At 56.4% G+C, this 17,281-nt stretch carries 14 protein-coding genes and 1 pseudogene; 5 read left to right on the plus strand and 10 right to left on the minus strand.

Annotated features, from left to right (window positions below; all coding sequences use genetic code 11):
• Positions 1-10: 10 nt before the first annotated feature.
• Positions 11-964, minus strand: coding sequence for a D-2-hydroxyacid dehydrogenase family protein (locus JFT66_RS17635; RefSeq protein ID WP_198859753.1), 954 nt, complete (start codon positions 962-964; stop codon positions 11-13).
• 25 nt (positions 965-989) lie between these two features.
• A complete protein-coding gene (locus tag JFT66_RS17640) occupies positions 990-1,994 on the minus strand; it encodes an alpha/beta fold hydrolase (protein WP_153871883.1) in 1,005 nt (334 codons plus the stop codon).
• Positions 1,995-2,288: 294 nt separating this feature from the next.
• On the opposite strand from JFT66_RS17640, the gene JFT66_RS17645 reads away from it, so the two are divergent.
• The 4 genes from JFT66_RS17645 to JFT66_RS17660 all read left to right on the plus strand — a co-directional run bounded on the left by JFT66_RS17645 (position 2,289) and on the right by JFT66_RS17660 (position 8,345).
• Positions 2,289-4,283 carry a hypothetical protein gene (locus JFT66_RS17645; protein ID WP_198859754.1) on the plus strand — a complete coding sequence of 665 codons (1,995 nt, stop codon included), beginning with the start codon at positions 2,289-2,291 and terminating at the stop codon, positions 4,281-4,283.
• Between the two features lie 15 nt (positions 4,284-4,298).
• A complete protein-coding gene (locus JFT66_RS17650; protein WP_198859755.1) occupies positions 4,299-5,873 on the plus strand; it encodes a hypothetical protein in 1,575 nt (524 codons plus the stop codon).
• Between the two features lie 15 nt (positions 5,874-5,888).
• Positions 5,889-6,290, plus strand: coding sequence for a hypothetical protein (locus tag JFT66_RS17655; RefSeq protein WP_198859756.1), 402 nt, complete (start codon positions 5,889-5,891; stop codon positions 6,288-6,290).
• Between the two features lie 150 nt (positions 6,291-6,440).
• Positions 6,441-8,345 carry a hypothetical protein gene (locus JFT66_RS17660; protein ID WP_153839625.1) on the plus strand — a complete coding sequence of 635 codons (1,905 nt, stop codon included), beginning with the start codon at positions 6,441-6,443 and terminating at the stop codon, positions 8,343-8,345.
• A gap of 153 nt (positions 8,346-8,498) precedes the next feature.
• On the opposite strand, the gene JFT66_RS17665 is transcribed toward JFT66_RS17660, so the two are convergent.
• The 8 genes and pseudogenes from JFT66_RS17665 to JFT66_RS17695 all read right to left on the minus strand — a co-directional run bounded on the left by JFT66_RS17665 (position 8,499) and on the right by JFT66_RS17695 (position 16,593).
• Complete coding sequence (locus JFT66_RS17665) at positions 8,499-11,513, minus strand: hypothetical protein (protein ID WP_198859757.1); 3,015 nt, start codon at positions 11,511-11,513, stop codon at positions 8,499-8,501.
• Positions 11,514-11,636: 123 nt separating this feature from the next.
• A complete protein-coding gene (locus JFT66_RS17670) occupies positions 11,637-12,071 on the minus strand; it encodes a YqaA family protein (protein ID WP_233097124.1) in 435 nt (144 codons plus the stop codon).
• 9 nt (positions 12,072-12,080) lie between these two features.
• Positions 12,081-12,527, minus strand: coding sequence for a DUF411 domain-containing protein (locus tag JFT66_RS17675; protein ID WP_198859759.1), 447 nt, complete (start codon positions 12,525-12,527; stop codon positions 12,081-12,083).
• 82 nt (positions 12,528-12,609) lie between these two features.
• A complete protein-coding gene (locus tag JFT66_RS17680; RefSeq protein ID WP_153839628.1) occupies positions 12,610-13,068 on the minus strand; it encodes an SRPBCC family protein in 459 nt (152 codons plus the stop codon).
• An 89-nt stretch (positions 13,069-13,157) separates the two neighbouring features.
• Positions 13,158-14,003: a methyl-accepting chemotaxis protein gene (locus tag JFT66_RS30265; RefSeq protein ID WP_411829420.1), complete on the minus strand. Its 846-nt coding sequence runs from the start codon at positions 14,001-14,003 to the stop codon at positions 13,158-13,160.
• A gap of 15 nt (positions 14,004-14,018) precedes the next feature.
• Positions 14,019-15,152 (minus strand): annotated as a pseudogene (locus JFT66_RS30270) (HAMP domain-containing protein); the annotation flags it as partial.
• Positions 15,153-15,304: 152 nt separating this feature from the next.
• On the minus strand, positions 15,305-15,478 hold the full coding sequence (locus JFT66_RS17690; RefSeq protein WP_198859761.1) for a hypothetical protein: 174 nt from the start codon (positions 15,476-15,478) through the stop codon (positions 15,305-15,307).
• A 203-nt stretch (positions 15,479-15,681) separates the two neighbouring features.
• Positions 15,682-16,593: an AraC family transcriptional regulator gene (locus JFT66_RS17695; RefSeq protein WP_034119789.1), complete on the minus strand. Its 912-nt coding sequence runs from the start codon at positions 16,591-16,593 to the stop codon at positions 15,682-15,684.
• A gap of 102 nt (positions 16,594-16,695) precedes the next feature.
• On the opposite strand from JFT66_RS17695, the gene JFT66_RS17700 reads away from it, so the two are divergent.
• The gene (locus tag JFT66_RS17700; protein ID WP_153839630.1) at positions 16,696-17,256 is read left to right on the plus strand and encodes a carboxymuconolactone decarboxylase family protein; all 561 of its coding nucleotides are present in this window, start codon (positions 16,696-16,698) and stop codon (positions 17,254-17,256) included.
• Positions 17,257-17,281 lie beyond the last annotated feature (25 nt).

The following is a 17,281-nucleotide window of genomic DNA, read 5'->3' on the forward strand; positions in this document are numbered from 1 at the left end:
AAATGGTGCGTCAGCCCAGCACGCGAACGGGCAGGCCGGTGGCCCAGGCTTGGATATCTTCGATCATCTGCTGGTAGAACTGCCGGTAATTCTGCTCGCTCACATACCCGATATGGGGCGTCGCCAGCACATTGGGCAAGCGGCGCAACGGATGGTCAGCCGGTAGCGGTTCCTCGGCATAGACATCCAGCGCCGCCCCGGCCAGGCGGCCGCTGCTCAGTGCCTGAACCAGCGCCTGCTCATCCACGATCGGCCCGCGTGCCGTGTTGACCAGGCGCGCCGTGGGCTTCATCCAGCCCAGTGCCTGGGCGTCCACCAACCCGCGGCTGCGGTCACTGAGTACCAGGTGGATGGTCAAGATGTCGGCCTGCTCGAACAGCTCGCGCTTGCTGACCCAGGTCACCCCCGATTCGGCCGCCCGCTGCGGCGTGAGGTTCTCGCTCCAGGCAATCACCCGCATACCGAACACCTTGGCAAACTGTGCGACCTTCTGGCCAATACTGCCCAGGCCGAGAATCGCCAAGGTCTTGCCATGCAGGTCACCGCCCAGGCCCACCTGCCAGCCGCCCGCACGCAGCGAGTTGGCTTCGCCAAGCAGATTGCGGGTGGAGGCCATGATCAACGCCCAGGTCAGTTCCGGCGCCGCGTGTTTGTAGCTGTCGGTGCCGCACACCTGGATGCCCAGGGCCTTGGCAGCAGGAATATCGATGGCTGCATTGCGCATGCCACCGGTAACCAGCAATTTAAGCTTGGGCAGCCCTTGCAGCAGGGCCTTGTCGAAGGTTGAGCGTTCGCGCATGACGCAAATCACCTCGAAACCCTTTAAGCGATCAACCATCGTGGCCGTATCTGCGGGGTAGTCGTGGAGGAAATGCACCTGGCCCACGGCGTCCAACACCGACCAGTCCACCACGCCGCTGGCCACATTCTGCCAATCATCAATCACTGCGATCTGTACCGACATTCCCGCGTGCCTCGAAAAGGTTGGATTAAAGGGCGTTCAAACCCTGCAACAGCGCTTTATGAAACTGTTCCGGTTCTTCCATCTGGGGGGCGTGACCCAGGCCGGGAAACTCCACCAGCGTGGCGTGGGGAATCAGCTTGGCCACCTGCTTGCCCAGCACTTGGTAATTGCCAATCCTGGCCTTGACTGCCGGCGGCGCTACATCCTTGCCGATGGCAGTGGTGTCGCTGGTGCCGATCAGCAGCAGGGTGGGCACCTGCACATCCTTGAATTCGTAGTACACCGGCTGGGTGAAGATCATGTCGTAAATCAACGCCGAGTTCCATGCCACTTGGGTGTGCCCCGGGCCTTTGTTCAGGCCGGCAAGCATATCCACCCAGCGCTCGTATTCGGGTTTCCAGCGCCCGACGTAATAGGTGTCCAGTTCATATTTACGTACACCCTCGGCGCTCAGTTTCAACTCGCGCTGATACCACTGGTCGACGCTCTGGTACGGCACGCCGAGGGCTTTCCAGTCTTCCAGGCCGATGGGGTTCACCAGCCCAAGCTGCTCGGTTTGCGTGGGGTACATCAGTGCATAGCGAGTAGCGAGCATGCCGCCGGTGGAATGGCCGATCACCGTAGCCTTCTGGATGCCGAGTTTTTCCAGCAACTGATGGGTGTTGATTGCCAGTTGCTGGAAGCTGTACTGGTAGTGCTCGGGTTTGCTGGAAGTACAGAAGCCGATCTGGTCAGGGGCAATGACGCGGTAACCGGCGTCACTGAGGGCCTTGATCGAACCTTCCCAAGTGGCACCGCAGAAGTTCTTGCCGTGCATCAGCACCACGCTGCGGCCGTTGGCTGTGCCTGTGGCGGGGATGTCCATGTAGCCCATCTGCAGGGATTTGCCTTGGGATTGGAAGCTGAAGTGTTCGACGGGATAGGGGTATTGGAAGCCTTGAAGCTCAGGGCCATAGGTTGAGGACGCCGCGTACGTCGGCCCCACCGCAGCGAGCAAGCAGGTGAAATATGTAACGAAAGCATGGGGCATACAGTTCTCCGCACGTAAATAAGGGATGTTGGTGTTGGCGGATTATCGCGGAGTTAACGGCCTGCGGCGGCTTGCTGGGGAAGCACGCAATATCCGGACGAACGGTAGCGCACCCTGTTAAATCTGACAGTAGACGGGCTGCCGCCGCTGGCGCTAACTAAGCATGTCGCTCAGTTGAAATAAGTAAGTCTAAGACCGAGTGGTTGCGCTCCCGCATCGGAAGGATACGGCTGTTCGCCGGTTGTTTTGGGGGCTCCCTTTCTCGGTAAATATTTTTATTGCGAGGATGCCATCGTGAAGGAACAAGAACAAACTCCCCTGCTCGCACCTATAGCGACCAGTGTCACTATCATGGGTGAACCGATGCCAGGCGCTACTGTTCGCGGTAGCTACCTATATTCGGGAACAGGTGACGAGGCGCAAGAGGGGCGGTCGCTGGGCCGCTGGTATATAAATGAAGTGCCCCATGCTTATACGGAAGACTTGGATTTAGTTATTTACCAATCCATGGTTGGGCAGAAAATAAGGTTTGCGATTACGCCGGTGTCGGATTCGGGGGTCAGCGGCATTGAAGTGTATTCAGAGAGTCAAACAGTTTTTCGCGGGTACCAAAATATCAGTGAAGAGGAAAATGCAAATAGTTACATCAAACAGTTTGGTGCATTTTCTCTATACAAAGAAGAGCCTCCGGATCGGATACTCACCTCTACGTCTGGCGCATTTGCCATTAAAAGCGGCGTCACGCAAAGTGTGGTGGTCAAGGGGCGTGCTGACCAAGGAGGCACCCCGCCTCCTGAAATTGCTCAATATCTGAAAAACAATCCGGCCACACGCATGTTTGCAAGCGGGTGGGATTTCGGTGCGCTGGTTCCCGTGCTCGGAAGTTCAAACCGGTTGTTGGTATGGGGCCCGCATATTCCTAATCCCATTCCACCGACATTAGACATGAGTAACATTCAGTCTGTGTACGCCAACGAGTCATCAATCGCGTGGATTCATAAAGACCCGCCACCTGGTAAAAATACCATTGGTGCCATTGGCCCTGCCGCTAATGGTGGTGTGGTGCCTGAGGATGTTCAGAGAAGCCTTTTATTCGATAAGCCGAAAGCGATTTATGCGACCGCAGCGGCCTTCACCGTTCTGACTGAAGGAGGACGCGTTCATTCATGGGGGCACGCCACTTCAGGCGGCTTGATTCCTGACGCTACGAAGATTGTTCTGAACCAGTTGAACATCAGCAGTATTGTCTGCTCTGCAGGCGCTTTTTGCGCTATTGGCTCAGAGCGATTTGGTGACCCTTCGATCAAGACGCTGTGTCCTTGGGGAGGCGCAGCAAGTGGTGGTGCACTCAACCCAGGTGATCTTGAAAAAATAATGGATCAGGACGGCGTAAAACATGTAATCGCTAATCGTGATTCCTTTGTCGTGATTACAAAGAGACGGTCGCAAGCACTGAGCTGGGGAGGCGCTTATGGTGGGCAGATGAACGATGCTGCCCGGGCACTTTCTGCGCGCGGCAATATCGTCATGTGCGCCGGAGCGGCTTATGCGTTCGCTATGGTTAACACCGGAGGAGAGTCAGCGGCCTGGGGTGCTCTTGGTTTTGGCGGTAAGACGTCAACATCCGAGAAAGGAACTGCCGCGGCGGAAGATGAAGTAGATGCAGAGGCAGTTTTTGAAGCCAGCGGGGCAAAGGAGCAAATTCGTGCCGCGTTTAAACAACTGCGCGTTGCAGAGCTCTATGAGCGGCAATCGGAAAATCCCGGCGGCGATTGCAGTTGTCAGAGCACAGGGAAAAAGCCCAGCAGTTTGACCCATTTAGTGACATCAGCAGGCGATATTGAACTTCTTGCCAATGATATGAGCTTCTTCATGCTGGTCAGGGAGGGCGGTTATACCGCCGACTTGATCAACTGGGGCCATGCAAGTTTTGGAGGATTAATACCTGCTGCTACCCGGCAAGTGCTGATGGCCAGCCAAATCACTGGCATTTATTCTACTAATGGTGCCTACGCTACGATAAGTGCTCAAGGCGGCGTCAAGGGGGCCGTAAACGCTTTCGGTGGCACCACTGCACAGCAGGACGCAGGGCAGATTCCGGAAAATATACAACTTGCTATAAGGGCGGATGTCAGCGAGATTTATTCAATAAAACGACTGCCTCCCTACCAGCCATTTGCGTCTTCCCGAGCCGCTTTTTCGGCGAGACTTCAGAACGGAACGTATGCTGTTTGGGGTTCAACACAAATTTCTGTTAATGAAGTGCTTGACCCTGGGAAACCACAGTAAGTATTGGAGAAAGCGATGAAAAAGCCTACACCCATACCTATACATATGATACCTGAAGCAAGGAATGTCGAGATTGTTGGTGACGTGTATGTAGGCGCCACAGTGCGAGGCTCATATACATATGAAAGTAACGGTGCTGGTAATGAGGGGCTGTCGGAATTTTTTTGGCACATTAATGGTAAGCCACTACTCGAGGAAGGGCAGCTGGATTTAAAACTCCACGCGGCGGATGGGGGCAAGTATCTACAGTTTTCGGTTATCCCTGTCGCTTCTGACGGCACAAAAGGCATCGAGCATTTTTCTGCGACGTACGAAATAAGGTCCGGCTTTCAAAATATATCGGATGAAGAAAATGAGTGGTGCTTTTTAAAGCAACGCGGCAACTTCTCTTTTCATGTGCCCGAGCCGTCGGACAGACTGTTTGTTTCCACGGGAGGCGTATTTGCGCTGTTACACCCACCTACCGGAGATATGCATCTTGAAGGGCAAAGAGGTTGGGGGTTACCGGTTCCTGCCGAAATTATCAATTTTCTGAAAAACAACAAGGCGGTCAAACTGTTTTCTTCGGAAGTCAGTTTCGCGGCACTGGTTCCAGTAGGAAGCAGCAACCAATTGCTGTGTTGGGGAGATACCGTTCCGCTAACGCTTCCTCCGCTACGAGGTATCAAATCGGTCTACAGCACAAGAAGTGCATTTGCGGTCATTTATGAAAACCCCGTTGGCAACAGCAACCGGATCGCGGCCATTGGCCCGGTGGGCCGAGCGGTTTCCACGGTGCCTGACGAAATTCAAGCAGAACTGCTGTGGGACGCGCCCAAAGCCATCTACGCAGCCGACGATGCCTTCGCGGTCCTTACGCAAAACGGCAAGGTCCATGCCTGGGGGAACTTTGCCAACGGTGGCGGCCTTCACGCGGCGGCCATTGACCGTCTCAAGTCGATGTTTATTGTTCGAATCGTTGCTTGTGCGACAGGCTTTTGCGCAATCGCTGACGATGGCGATTTCGTTACCTGGGGAAACGCGATGATCTCAAATGTACCTATTGATAGGTACGAGGCCATTCTGAACGATGGGGGGGTTGGGTCGGTTATTGCCGCTGAGAACGCATTTTGCGCCATTACCAAGAATCGACGCAGGGCGGTCAGCTGGGGAACTGCCGCAGAGGGCGGTACCATGTCCGCGTCGGCATTGGCACTGGCGTCTCGCGGGAATATCGTCCTCTGCCGGGCTAACCGCTGGGCGTTTTTAATGGCCAACGCGTCGGGCGAAGCGGAGGCATGGGGAGCCGCTTTATACGGTGGAGCGCCACTGACGGCTGCGGTGAAAAGTGAAATCAAAGCAGCATTCACGATCAAAAAGTCAGCCAAAGATAGTTGCGCGTTTCCAGGCTACCCTGAGCGCCCCACACATAAGGGAGAAGTGCCGAGGCGGCACGGGAATGTTACTTCCCGCGCAATCATCCTTGAGGGCAACCTCAGTTTGTATGCCACCGATGTCAGCTTCTTTTTGCTGAGTCGGCATGACGACGGTCGAACCCATGCGATTGTTCTGCATGGCTACGCGACCCACGGTGCTGTCATGAGCGGGTGACTACGGCAGACCCTCATGGCCAGTTTGATTCGAGACGTCTATTGCACCAATGGAGCCTATGGCGTGATCGTCACGCAGGGCGGTACGGAGGGGGCCGTTCATGTGTGGGGGGCCACTCTGGCGATGGAGGATGCGGGAGAAATCCCACCGGAACTGGCCGAGCATGTGCGCAGTGGTGTCGTTGAGTTGTACTCGATCAAACGATTTCCCTACGTCAGACGGCCAGATCCTCCACCGCCCCCACCGCGCCCACCGCCACCGCCACCGCCACGGCCGCCACAGCCGGTATGGCCACCGCCCACACCTCCGCATATCGATCCCTCGTTCGCGGCGCGTCGTACCGATGGCACCTATGTGCTGTGGGGGGGCAATGTCAGAAACCAGTATTTTGATCCGGGTGCTGAGGATAAAAAATAACATTGCGAAGTAGAAAATGACCCGCGCTTGCGCGGGTCATTTGTAGACGATCCCCATCTTCGAGAATGTTATCAACAAACGGGCCCGCACTGGTCGCTGTTGACGGTCTGTTTCATTCAATGACGCAATGCGAAATGTTTGGAGAACGGTATGAAAAAACCCAAGACTCATTCCGTAAAGCCGGAAGCAACTCACGTACAAGTTGTAGGTGATGTGTTAGTCGGCGCTACGGTGCATGGTTTTTATATCTACAACAGCAATGGCGGGAGTTCTGAAGGGTTGTCCAGATTTTATTGGTATTTGAATGGGCAACGCCTCACCGATGAAGGGCAGTTAGATATAAAGCTACGGGCTGCGGATGGAAATAAATTTCTGCAGTTTTCGGTTATTCCAGTGTCGTCTGATGGCCAGGTGGGGGATGAGGCATTCTCTCCGCTTTATGAAATACGCTCCGGTTTTCAAAATATATCCGATGAAGAAAATGAATGGTGTTATTTAAAGCAGCGCGGTAATTTTTCGTTTCACGTTCCAGAGCCTTCGGATAGGTTGTTTGTTTCCACGGGCGGGGTGTTTGCATTGCTTGATCCCACCAGTGGTGATATTCACTTAAAAGGGCAAAATGGATGGGGGCTTCCGGTGCCACCAGAGATAATCAGTTTTCTCAAAAATAATAAGGCCGTCAGGTTGTTTTCATCGGAACGTAGTTTTGCGGCGCTCGTTCCGCTAGGGGGTACGAACCAACTGTTGTGCTGGGGTGGGGATATTCCTGCCACGTTACCGCCTTTACAGGGTGTTCGCTCTGTTTATAGTACGAGGAGTGCTTTCGCAATAATTTATAGCAGCCCGGCTCCTGGGGCGAATCGAATCGCTGCTATCGGGCCAGTGAATAACCCTGTTTCTACAATTCCCAACGCGATTCAACAATCTTTATTGTTTGATCCGCCTGAGGCCATTTACGCTGCTGATGATGCGTTTGCCGTTCGCACACAAAACGGTCGAGTTTACGCTTGGGGGGACCCCAATAAAGGCGGCACGATACCTGCTGATGTCAGGAATCAACTCGCCTCTATGTTTGTTACCAGGATTGTTGCGACAGCCATTTCTTTTTGTGCCCTTACCGCTGATGGTGAGTTTGCTGTATGGGGGCATGCCACGGGTGGGGGGACTATTCCGGTTGAGCAATTGCAACGCATTATTGATGACGGCGGGATCGAGTCGGTTATCGCCGCTACAACGGCATTTTGCGCGATCACCCGAGGGCGCCATCGAGCGGTGAGTTGGGGGAGGGTAGGCGAAGGCGGAAATATGTCGGCAGGTGCTGCCGCGTTAGCAGCGCGCGGTAATATCATTCTTTGCACGGCTAACCGCTGGGCGTTTCTCATAGCGAACGAGTCGGGACAGGCTGAGGCTTGGGGGGCTATTGGATTTGGTGGTGATCCGATACCCCCCCAAGTGAAAGAGCAGTTTAAGGCTGCCTTTAATGGTTCTTGTGCAACACCAGGAGATCCACAACGGCCATCGGAAAAAAAGGAGCCGCAGCGACAACGTAAAAATGTATCGTCCAGAGCGATCATTGTTGATGGGAATCTGAGTTTATATGCCAATGACCACAGTTTTTTCTTATTAAGTCTCCGTGACGACGGCACGACGAATGCCATTGTTTTGCATGGGTTACATACTTCTGGTGGGGAAATGAGTGCCGCACTGCGCCAGACGCTGATGGCCAGCCTAATACGGGATGTTTACTGTACCAATGGTGCCTACGGTGTTATTACCACGCAAGGCGGGACAGAAGGAGCCGTGTCTGTTTGGGGCGCCACACTAAGGATGGAAGATGCGGGAGAAATTCCTGCTGAACTGGCTGAATACGTGCGCAGCGATGTCGTTGAGCTGTACTCGATAAAACGCTTCCCTTATGTCGGGAATCCTCCACCGCCAAGGCCCGTACATAACGACCCCTCATTTGCCGCCCGACGCACCGATGGCACCTACGTGTTATGGGGCGGCAATGTGGACAATCAATACTTTGACCCCCACGCTGAAAGCAAAAAATAGTCACCCTGGATGAGCCTTAAAACCCGCGCTTGCGCGGGTTATTCATGTGCGAACCGCTGCCAAAGTCTTGTCCGGCTGCGATGTACACCTATAAAAAAGAGGCAGTCTGCCCAACTGCCTCTCGCCTTCAATGCCCACGTTCGTTCACGTCACCTAAGAGGTTTCCTGAACCACAATTTGATCCACCATAAACGTGGCTGCGGTCCCCACCGAGAGTGAAAGACGTACTGCGAGATTTTGCAGGGGAGGAGTCGCGGGTGTCGTGAACACCTGGTTCACCTGTGCCCAGTTTCGATTCGGCTCCACCACTCGGGTGGTGCCCGCCACTCCGAACTCAATACGCGCGGTTGTTTGAGCGGTCGTGCCAGAAACCTTGCAATAGAAGCTGACCTCATAGCGCGTGTTCGCCTTGAGTTCGACAAAGTTTTTCAGCAGACCCGGTTGCAGAGTTTCACCTGCGGTTTTGGTGGCACGCCAGCAAATGTTTTCAGCCCCTTCTATGGCAAGCTCACCTCTTGCCGCTATGAGGTTTTCCCAACCATTGCGGAAGTAGTTGAAGAAGTCCGTAAAATCTCTGAACTGGGTCGCTCGAATGATATAGGTCTTAGTGGTGAGGGGGAGGGCCATGGTAGGGTCGATGCTACCGCTCAAACCAATCCAGATTTGAATAGTGAGTATCGAGTTGTCCATGAGCAAACGTAGTTGTTCTACCGGAGCAGGGCGGTTCAGGCCGATCAGCGCGCCCTCTTCGCCTAAACGTTCACCCGCATAGGTGCTCTGGTGAAAATCGGAGCCGTTACTGTAGGTACCTCTAAAGTCCTCCCAGATGATGCAATCTGGATGAATGAAATGCCAAACGGGCGTCAGTGTACGAGCCCCGTCAGTCAACCGAGATAACTGAAGCTCATTCACATCGCCGATGCCTTCGATATAAGTCTTGGGCAACTCGGTAAGCGTCAGTAGATCCAAGGGTACGATCTCGGATTCATACGGGACGCTGTCGCGTTGGAAACGGTATTGCACATTGATCCTGTGAGCATGCTCACGAATACCCTTGGCGATGATGAGTCGCGGTATAAGCGCCTCAACCTCTTGCGACGTGGCGTTCCCCTTGACCGGTACGGTGGTGCTACCAATGCCGTCATCCGTCAGCCAGTCCAGAAAAATATCCTCACCATCGCGCATTGGAAACTTTATGAGCACTCGGGCCCCATCCAGCGCAGCCAGTGGGTTGAGTTGGTCAGGGAAAATCGAGGCGCCGGTGATGATAGGGCGCTCCAAAGTGATCCCCGGCCCCACAGTTAGCTTGCGTACTTCTGAACGGAGCACTTCCTCGGGTGGGCCTTGTCGCAGCAGGCTATAGGTAATAGTCAGCGAGCCGCCGTTATTGCGGTCAATGATGTCGCGTGTCACCGGTAATCGCAGCTCTTTGCCCGCTGTGCCTGGGTTAATGTTAATCGTGCCACTGAGCGGGTCGCCAGGTTTGGAGCCAAGTAGGGTGTAATGCAAGGTGTCTTTGTCCTGTGTACCCGTATAAGGAAATATCACCCGCACGTCTGGCCCTACCACATGCTCGGGGTTGATGTTGTTGCCAATGGTGCCCTCCAGCTGGGCCGCTGGCATCGTGGGACTGCGCTCACCCACCTGAATACCCAGTTCCACGGATTTTCGAACCGTGAGCACATCAAGGGTGCGACGATTTTTTGCCTTGCCGTCGTCTACCAGGTAATAAGCGACGACATTGCTGCGCCCCCTGAACCGTTGCAGTTCCGCGCTGGGAATCAATCGTGTACCACCCGGCGCGCCAGCCAACTCACCTTGCTCATAATAAGCGCCACCGCCGCCAGCAACGATTTCCTCGATGACTAACGTTTCCCATAGATCAAACGCATACGGTACGTATTCGGGGATGTGGGCTACACAGTCATGATCAGGGTCAATCAGCCCCAACTCAATCGGTTCGATTCTGAGCGCCGGCATTCTTGCAGGGGTGCCCACCACCTCAATCATGACACTGGCTGACTGCCCAAGCGCATTACCTGCGCTGTCATGCCATAAGTAAGAAGCGTTGAACGAGCCCCCTACGATCTCATTGATGATTTCAGCGGGAACTGACGTAAGAGTCTCACCGGTGTTTTGGTCTTCTACATCCCCCAAGGTGAAGGATTTCATCGAGCCATCCGCCAGCGTTGCTTTCAAGGTAACGGTGACACGGTGAGGCGGGACAGGAGCCGGATCGGGTAGCACATCAGGGGACGCTTTCACACTGAACTGCGATGCGTAATCTTTATCGAAATCGACTTGTAGCGTCGGTGTGCCATTGACGAGGAATTCGGGCGCTCCGCGTAAGCCGGGGTCCAGTTCACTAATCAGGTGGTACGGCTTGGAAAACTGGAACTTCTCCCCGCCGGAGATATTTTCTACAAAATCGATTACTCGGTACCGGATAGTTACCGGCCCCTTGAGACTACCCTGCAGGATGTCAGACGCAGGAACATGCACTCTGACTTCCTTTGCGTCGACGTCGAGCTGGGTTACCCGCTGTTGAACTTTAATACCGTCCCATCGCAGATCAATAAGGTCGTTCTTGCGCATATCTCGATAAAAGTGGATGACAGCGTCCGCGCCGTCCTTTGTGTTATCTAGATTGATGACACTACCTTCTGGAAAACCTTCAATGTGCAGGGTCAGGCCATCATGCCATCCGGGCTGCCCAGGTTCAGGGTCTTTGCTGACCCCGCCGGGGCGGGTCGTCTTTATGTAAATAAATTGGCCTGGCGATTCACTAGGCGTGCCGGGACCTACACGAACGACACGCCCCCAGATAAAAACCTCACCTCTTGGAACTTGGTGTTCTGGTACATGCAAAGGGTAGCGGTTTTCTGTTAGTGACATAACCGTGTCAGCTGCGAGCGGATACTCATCCCGGTCGGTGTACAGGTAGTACTCGTCGAAGAGATTCAAGGAAGTCCAACGCTCGAATAACATCGTTAGATTAGGCACTACTTGTCGAATGCCTAGCCCGTAGTCATAGAGCTCGTCAGGAAAAAGACTCAGGTCAACTTTGGAGAACTTTGAAAAAGGTTCGTCTAAGTCAGTGTCAATCGTTTGCCCATTTAGAGGCGGCGGTGATTTTTTTTCAGGAGGTATTACGGGATCAGCGGGCATGGCGACACTCCTTGCGATGAGAAACCCACAGGGTATTCGTGGGCGTATAGGCAAGAGTGATGAAGCGCTGGCCAGCAAAGCGTGTCTAGCTGTCAGAATTGACAGTAGCGACAAATGGTCGCTCTATCCAGGCGAAAGATGCATCAGTGTGAGTACAGCCAGCGCGATATAACGCGCGCTCTTGGCCACGCTGACTAACAGCAGAAACCGCCACAACGGCTCACGCATCACCCCGGCCACCAAGGTCAGCGGATCACCGATGATCGGCACCCAACTGAGCAACAACGTCCAATGCCCCCAGCGCGCGTAATGCCCGCGGGCTTTGTCCAGCTGCTTGGCACTCACCGGAAACCAGCGCCGTTCCTTGAAGCGCTCCACCGAGCGCCCCAGCAGCCAATTGACCACCGAACCCAGCACGTTACCCAACGTGGCGATGCCCAGCAGCAGCCACAGGTTGTAATGCCCACTGAGCAGCAGGCCGACCAGCACGGCTTCCGATTGCAGGGGTAACAGCGTCGCGGCGCCAAACGCCGCGACGAACAGCCCCAGGTAACCCATCGGCACCGATCAGTGGGCCGGGTAGTCGGCCACCACTACGTCTTTACCGTCCCGGGTCAGGCCGATGACTTGATATTCCTCGCTGCGCCCGTCCACTTCCATGCCTGGCGAGCCCATGGGCATGCCCGGTGCGGCGATGCCGAGCAGATCGTCGCGCTTGCGCAAGGCCAGTACCTGCTCGGCGGGCACATGGCCTTCGACGAATTTGCCGTCGATCACGGCGGTGTGGCAGGACGCAAGGCGCGGTGCGACGCCCAGGCGTTGCTTGACCGCGCTCATGTCTGCTTCCACATGGTCGTTGACCTTGAAGCCGTTGCTTTGCAGGTGGCTGATCCACTTTTTGCAGCAGCCGCAGTTGGCGTCGCGGTGCACGTCGATAGGGATCAGGTCGGCGGCCTGGGCCAGGGTGCTGGTGAAGAGGGCGCAGAGCAGGGCCAGTCGCAATGGGTTTTTCATCGTGGGTCTCACTGAAAACGCGGCAATAAACCGCGCATTCTCCCTGCTTTTTGCAATGGGGCACCGTGGTAATGTTTCTAAATTATACGAAGGCTGGGTTTTCCAAGCGTTGCTTGAGCTGGTCCAGCGCAATCGCCGACAGCTCGACCATGCGCTCGTGCAAAGTCGCCAGTTGCAGTTCGGTCTCATAGGTCAGTACGCGCTTGAACAGCGTGCCGTTACGATGAGCTTGCAGGAAGTAATGGATAGCGCCGTCAACCGCCAACGAGGTGAACACAGTCCTGAATTCGTTGGGGCAGCGGGCGATTTGCACGCGGTAGCTCATGGGGACGCGAATACCCAGCAGGTTAACGACTTCAGTAAAACGTGCGCCGACGGGCAGTGAGCCGCTGGTGCCGGTATCGGCACTGAGGGAGGTGGGGTGCCACTCGTGCCAGCGGTCGGGCTGGGTGACATAGTTGTATACGGTATCGATGGGGGCTTGAATGAAGCGTTCCTGACTGATGTGCTCCAAGCGGATCGAATGCTCAGTCGCGTGCATGACACACCTCCTGTGTGCGGGTTATTACACTAGGAGCTGTCAGAATAGTCCGACTCCCGTGCTTTGCACGGGAGTATTCAGACCATTGATCAACGCACTTTAAAGCGCCCCATCAAGCTGATCACCCGGCCATTGGCCTCCAGCAGGCTCTGGGTATTGATTTGCGTGGCATGCCCGCTTTGCACCAGCTCATCCACCATGTGGCGGATCTGCACCATGCTGCGGTTGATCTCTTCGGTCACTGCGCTTTGCTGCTCGGCGGCCGTGGCGATCTGGGTGCTGAGGTTGTTGATATGGCTGACTGAGCCGGCCATCTCATCCAGGCCGGTGTTGACCCGCGCCGTGGCATCCGCTGCCGACTGGCAACTGGCCTGGGTATTTTCCATGGCGGTGACCGAGGAACTGACGCCAGTGGTCAAGCGCGCCAGCATTTCGTTGATTTGCGAGGTGCTGGCCTGGGTGCGGGCTGCCAGTGCGCGCACCTCGTCGGCTACCACGGCAAAACCGCGGCCTTGCTCGCCCGCTCGCGCTGCTTCAATGGCGGCGTTGAGTGCCAGCAGGTTGGTCTGGCCGGCAATGGCGCCAATCACGCCGAGGGTTTCGGTGATGCGTGCGGCGTCCTGGCGCATGTTTTCCACGGTGTGGGTGGCGCTGGCAACCTCGCCGATCAAGGCGCTGACGCTGGTGGAGGCTTCACCGACGACCACGCGTGAGCGGTCGGCATGCTCATTGGCACGCTGGGTGAACGAGGCCGTCTCGGCGGCGTTTTGCGCCACGGTGTCAGCGGTGGAGCTCATTTCGGTGATGGCGGTGACGGTCTGGTCGGTTTCCGAGGCATGGCGCACCAGGATCTGGTTGGTGTGCGCCGAGGCCTGCTGCAACTGCTCAAGCCCGGACGACATGGCGCCGGTGGCCTGGGTCACTTCGCCGATCATGTTTTGCAGGTAGACGATAAATCGGTTCACCGAATGGCCAATGGCACCCAACTCGTCTTCAGCACGGATAGTAATGCGCCGCGTCAGGTCAGCATCGCCGGCAGACAGCGCGTCGATATTGGTTTTCAGTGACTTCATGCGCTGCACCAGCTGGCGGATGGCGTACGCCGCTAACAGCACCAGCAGCAACACCATGGGGATTTGCACCAGCGCCAGGCTGCCGAGCACCTCATTACGTTGGGCGGTGATCAGCGCAGTGGGCAGGGCGGTGGCGAGGAACCACGGCGTGCCTTCGATGGCCCGCATGTAGAAGGTGCTGTCCACGCCTTGATTGTCGAATTCACTGCGCTGCAAGCCTTGGTCGCGATGGGGTAGGGCTTTGCTGACCTGAGTGGCGAAGGCCGAGCTACCGGCCAGTTCGCTGATGTTCTTCAACACCACCGGGCCGCTGAAGCGTGTGCTGTTGCTGATGATCTTGCCGTCAGCCTCGACGATCAGCATCTGGCCGCCGATGTCTTTTTCCTTGTTGGCCACCAGGTCATTGAAGAAGCCCAGGGTCACGTCGATGGTGGCGACGCCATAGGCGGCTCCGTCACGCTGGATCGCCATGGCGCAGTTGGTGCGCGGCTCCTGGCTGGCATCGTCCTTGTAGGCAGCGGCCCAGGCGCATTGGCCACGAGGCGCGGCGAGGCCGCCCTTGTACCAGCTCTGGTCGTAGTAATTGGGCGCGGGGTCGCTGTTCCAGAAGGTATTCACCGCCAACTTGCCCGAGGCATCGCGGTGCCAGAAGGTGCTGTGCTTGGCGCGCCCCGGCGTACGCTGGTTGGGCAACGGCCATATACCGCCGCCGAACACTTTAAGCTCGCCGTACTGGTCCACCAGGCCGGGCAGGACCTTATCGATGGCATCACTGTCGAGCAAGGGGATGGTTTGGGTGATTGTGCGTTGCTGGGCTTGAACCTTGTTCAGTTCGCCCTGGATCTGTTGAGCCACTTCGGCCACCCGGTTGAGCACCACCTGCTCTTCGGTGTGCTGCAGTTTGGGGGCGACCAACTGGCCGATGCCTGCGACGGTCAATACGAATAGCACCAGGACGAATAACACCAGAAACAGGGTGTAGCGGGCTTGGATAGAGCGCAGTGGGGGCATGGGAGGTCGTCCTTACGAAGCGTTATAGTCGACGCGGCTTTTTTAGAGCTTCGTCGGGCTATCGGCTGGGTCAGACGGAGCTTGAGGTACGATGGTGCAAAGTTGAATGGCGTGAGGGTGACCTTGCCGGCATTGGCGGTGGCAAGGTCAACTTATCGGGCGCGGTCGGCCCGGCAACCTACGCCCAGCAGTCGATGCGTCCTGATGTTCGGGACGCCCGGCGTCAGGTCGGAGGGTGGGTCGTAGGGCGACGGCTTGGGTTTTTCCGGTTCGGTGGAGGCTGTGTAGTTGGGGCTTACTGCTGGTTGAGTGAGGGGGGATAGCATCAGGTGTCCTTCAGGTTGATCGCAGAAAGTCTGACGGTGTGTCATGACTACTCTTGCGTGGAGGATCGGCTGAAAGCGTTCCAGGAAGGGCGGGGAAGGATTTGCGTCAAGGCGTTTGGGCCGGGCCTGCATCAATGACCTGCCAGGGTTGCCGGCGGTCATTTTCTTGCAACTGGCGGTAGGCAGCACGACTCACGCGTTTCTCAGCTTCGCAACTGGTCCTTGCGGTAAGCACCAGGCTGCTGGCCGGTGGTTTTGCGAAATGCCCGGGTAAACGCCGCCACTGATTGATAACCCACCGCCAAGGCCACATCCGCCACGGTTTGGTCTTGTTTGAACAGCCGACACGCGTGGCGCATGCGCATCATCAGCAGCACGTGCCCTGGCGATTGCCCGCACAGTTCACTGAAGCGCTTGAAAAACGCCGAGCGTGACAAGCCGGTGCAGGCTGCCATGCTTTGCAGGCTCCAGGGCTCGGCCGGACGTGCGATCAATTGTTCCAGCAGGTGCGCGAACGTGGGGGCTCGGCCAAGCGCCGCGAGGCCGCCGAGCTCAGTGTTGTCGATGACTTGCTGGCGCAATACATACAGAAACAATAAATGGCAAAGACGTTCGAGCAAGGCAGCGGAGGGCGCCGGTGTGCGCTCGCACTCTTGCAGGATCAATTCGAACAGGTTGCGTGCGGCGGTCAGCGACGGATCGCCAGCACGCAGGATAATCCAGGCGGGCAGGCCGTCGACGATCATCGCTGACAGGCCGGACTGAAAGTGAAAGAAGCCGCAGACTAATCCCACGCCGTCCGTGGCGCTGCTGTCGAGAGGCACCATCGGGCGGCGCGGGCATTCCTGCGCGTCTGCCGCCGCGGCTTCCCCGGACAATCGATAGGCAAAGTCGCGCAGCAGAAACACCGCGTCACCATTATTCAAATGCTGGGCTACCGGGTCGCCATCGATATGCAGCCAGCATTCGCCTTGGACGATCAGATGGAAGCTCGCCTGGGCCAGGCCGTGCGTGCTGGCATGCCAGTCACCGCAATAGCGGCCGACGTGAAACAGACTGGTGTTGAGTTCGAGGCTATCTAATAACCAATCGACAAGCACATCGGACGAATTCATCTAATTGAAAGACTCAAGAGCAAGTAATCGCTACTTTAGCCTATTGAGCCGATTTTTTAGAACCAACAGACTGTGGGCTCTAACCCAACAGGAGACCACTCCATGTCCCGTGTACCGTTGCTCACGCCTGAAACCGCCCCGGAAGCGGCGAAACCCTTCCTGGAAAATGCGCTGAAAGGCTCGGGGTTTATCCCTAATTTGCTGGCCGTACTGGCCAACGCACCGGCTGCTCTGGAAACCTATATCACTGTGTCCGGCTTGAATGCCAAGGCAGAACTGAGCCTGGCCGACCGCGAAGTGGTGCAATTGATCGCCGCTACCACCCACGGTTGTGACTTCTGCGTCGCCGGCCATACCGCCGTTGCGCGCAACAAAGCCAAGCTGCCCGAGGAAGTGATCGAGGCCCTGCGTCGGCGTGGTGAGCTGCCTGACGCGCGCTATGAGACACTCGCCGCTTTTACCCGTGAAGTGATCGCCACCCGTGGCGATGTCAGCGATGCAGGCTTTGAGGCGTTCCGCGCCGCTGGCTACACCGACGGCCACGCGCTGGAAGTCATCTTGGGCGTGAGCCTGGCCACCCTGTGCAACTTCGCCAACGTGTTTGCGCGTACCCCGCTGAACCCGGAGCTGGCGCAATACCGTTGGGAACAACCGGTAAGCTGAATCGGCGTTGGCCCACCTGCTGTAA

It is taken from the genome of Pseudomonas sp. MF6755 (assembly GCF_016405635.1).
GTDB lineage: Bacteria > Pseudomonadota > Gammaproteobacteria > Pseudomonadales > Pseudomonadaceae > Aquipseudomonas > Aquipseudomonas haemolytica.

Bases quoted from the DNA above. Each gene is read 5' to 3' on its own strand.
- JFT66_RS17635 (WP_198859753.1), bottom strand. From the start codon at position 964: ATGTCGGTACAGATCGCAGTGATTGATGATTGGCAGAATGTGGCCAGC.
- JFT66_RS17640 (WP_153871883.1), bottom strand. From the start codon at position 1,994: ATGCCCCATGCTTTCGTTACATATTTCACCTGCTTGCTCGCTGCGGTG.
- JFT66_RS17650 (WP_198859755.1), top strand. From the start codon at position 4,299: ATGAAAAAGCCTACACCCATACCTATACATATGATACCTGAAGCAAGG.
- JFT66_RS17655 (WP_198859756.1), top strand. From the start codon at position 5,889: ATGGCCAGTTTGATTCGAGACGTCTATTGCACCAATGGAGCCTATGGC.
- JFT66_RS17660 (WP_153839625.1), top strand. From the start codon at position 6,441: ATGAAAAAACCCAAGACTCATTCCGTAAAGCCGGAAGCAACTCACGTA.
- JFT66_RS17665 (WP_198859757.1), bottom strand. From the start codon at position 11,513: ATGCCCGCTGATCCCGTAATACCTCCTGAAAAAAAATCACCGCCGCCT.
- JFT66_RS17670 (WP_233097124.1), bottom strand. From the start codon at position 12,071: ATGGGTTACCTGGGGCTGTTCGTCGCGGCGTTTGGCGCCGCGACGCTG.
- JFT66_RS17675 (WP_198859759.1), bottom strand. From the start codon at position 12,527: ATGAAAAACCCATTGCGACTGGCCCTGCTCTGCGCCCTCTTCACCAGC.
- JFT66_RS17680 (WP_153839628.1), bottom strand. From the start codon at position 13,068: ATGCACGCGACTGAGCATTCGATCCGCTTGGAGCACATCAGTCAGGAA.
- JFT66_RS30265 (WP_411829420.1), bottom strand. From the start codon at position 14,003: ATGATCGGCGAAGTGACCCAGGCCACCGGCGCCATGTCGTCCGGGCTT.
- JFT66_RS17690 (WP_198859761.1), bottom strand. From the start codon at position 15,478: ATGCTATCCCCCCTCACTCAACCAGCAGTAAGCCCCAACTACACAGCC.
- JFT66_RS17695 (WP_034119789.1), bottom strand. From the start codon at position 16,593: ATGAATTCGTCCGATGTGCTTGTCGATTGGTTATTAGATAGCCTCGAA.
- JFT66_RS17700 (WP_153839630.1), top strand. From the start codon at position 16,696: ATGTCCCGTGTACCGTTGCTCACGCCTGAAACCGCCCCGGAAGCGGCG.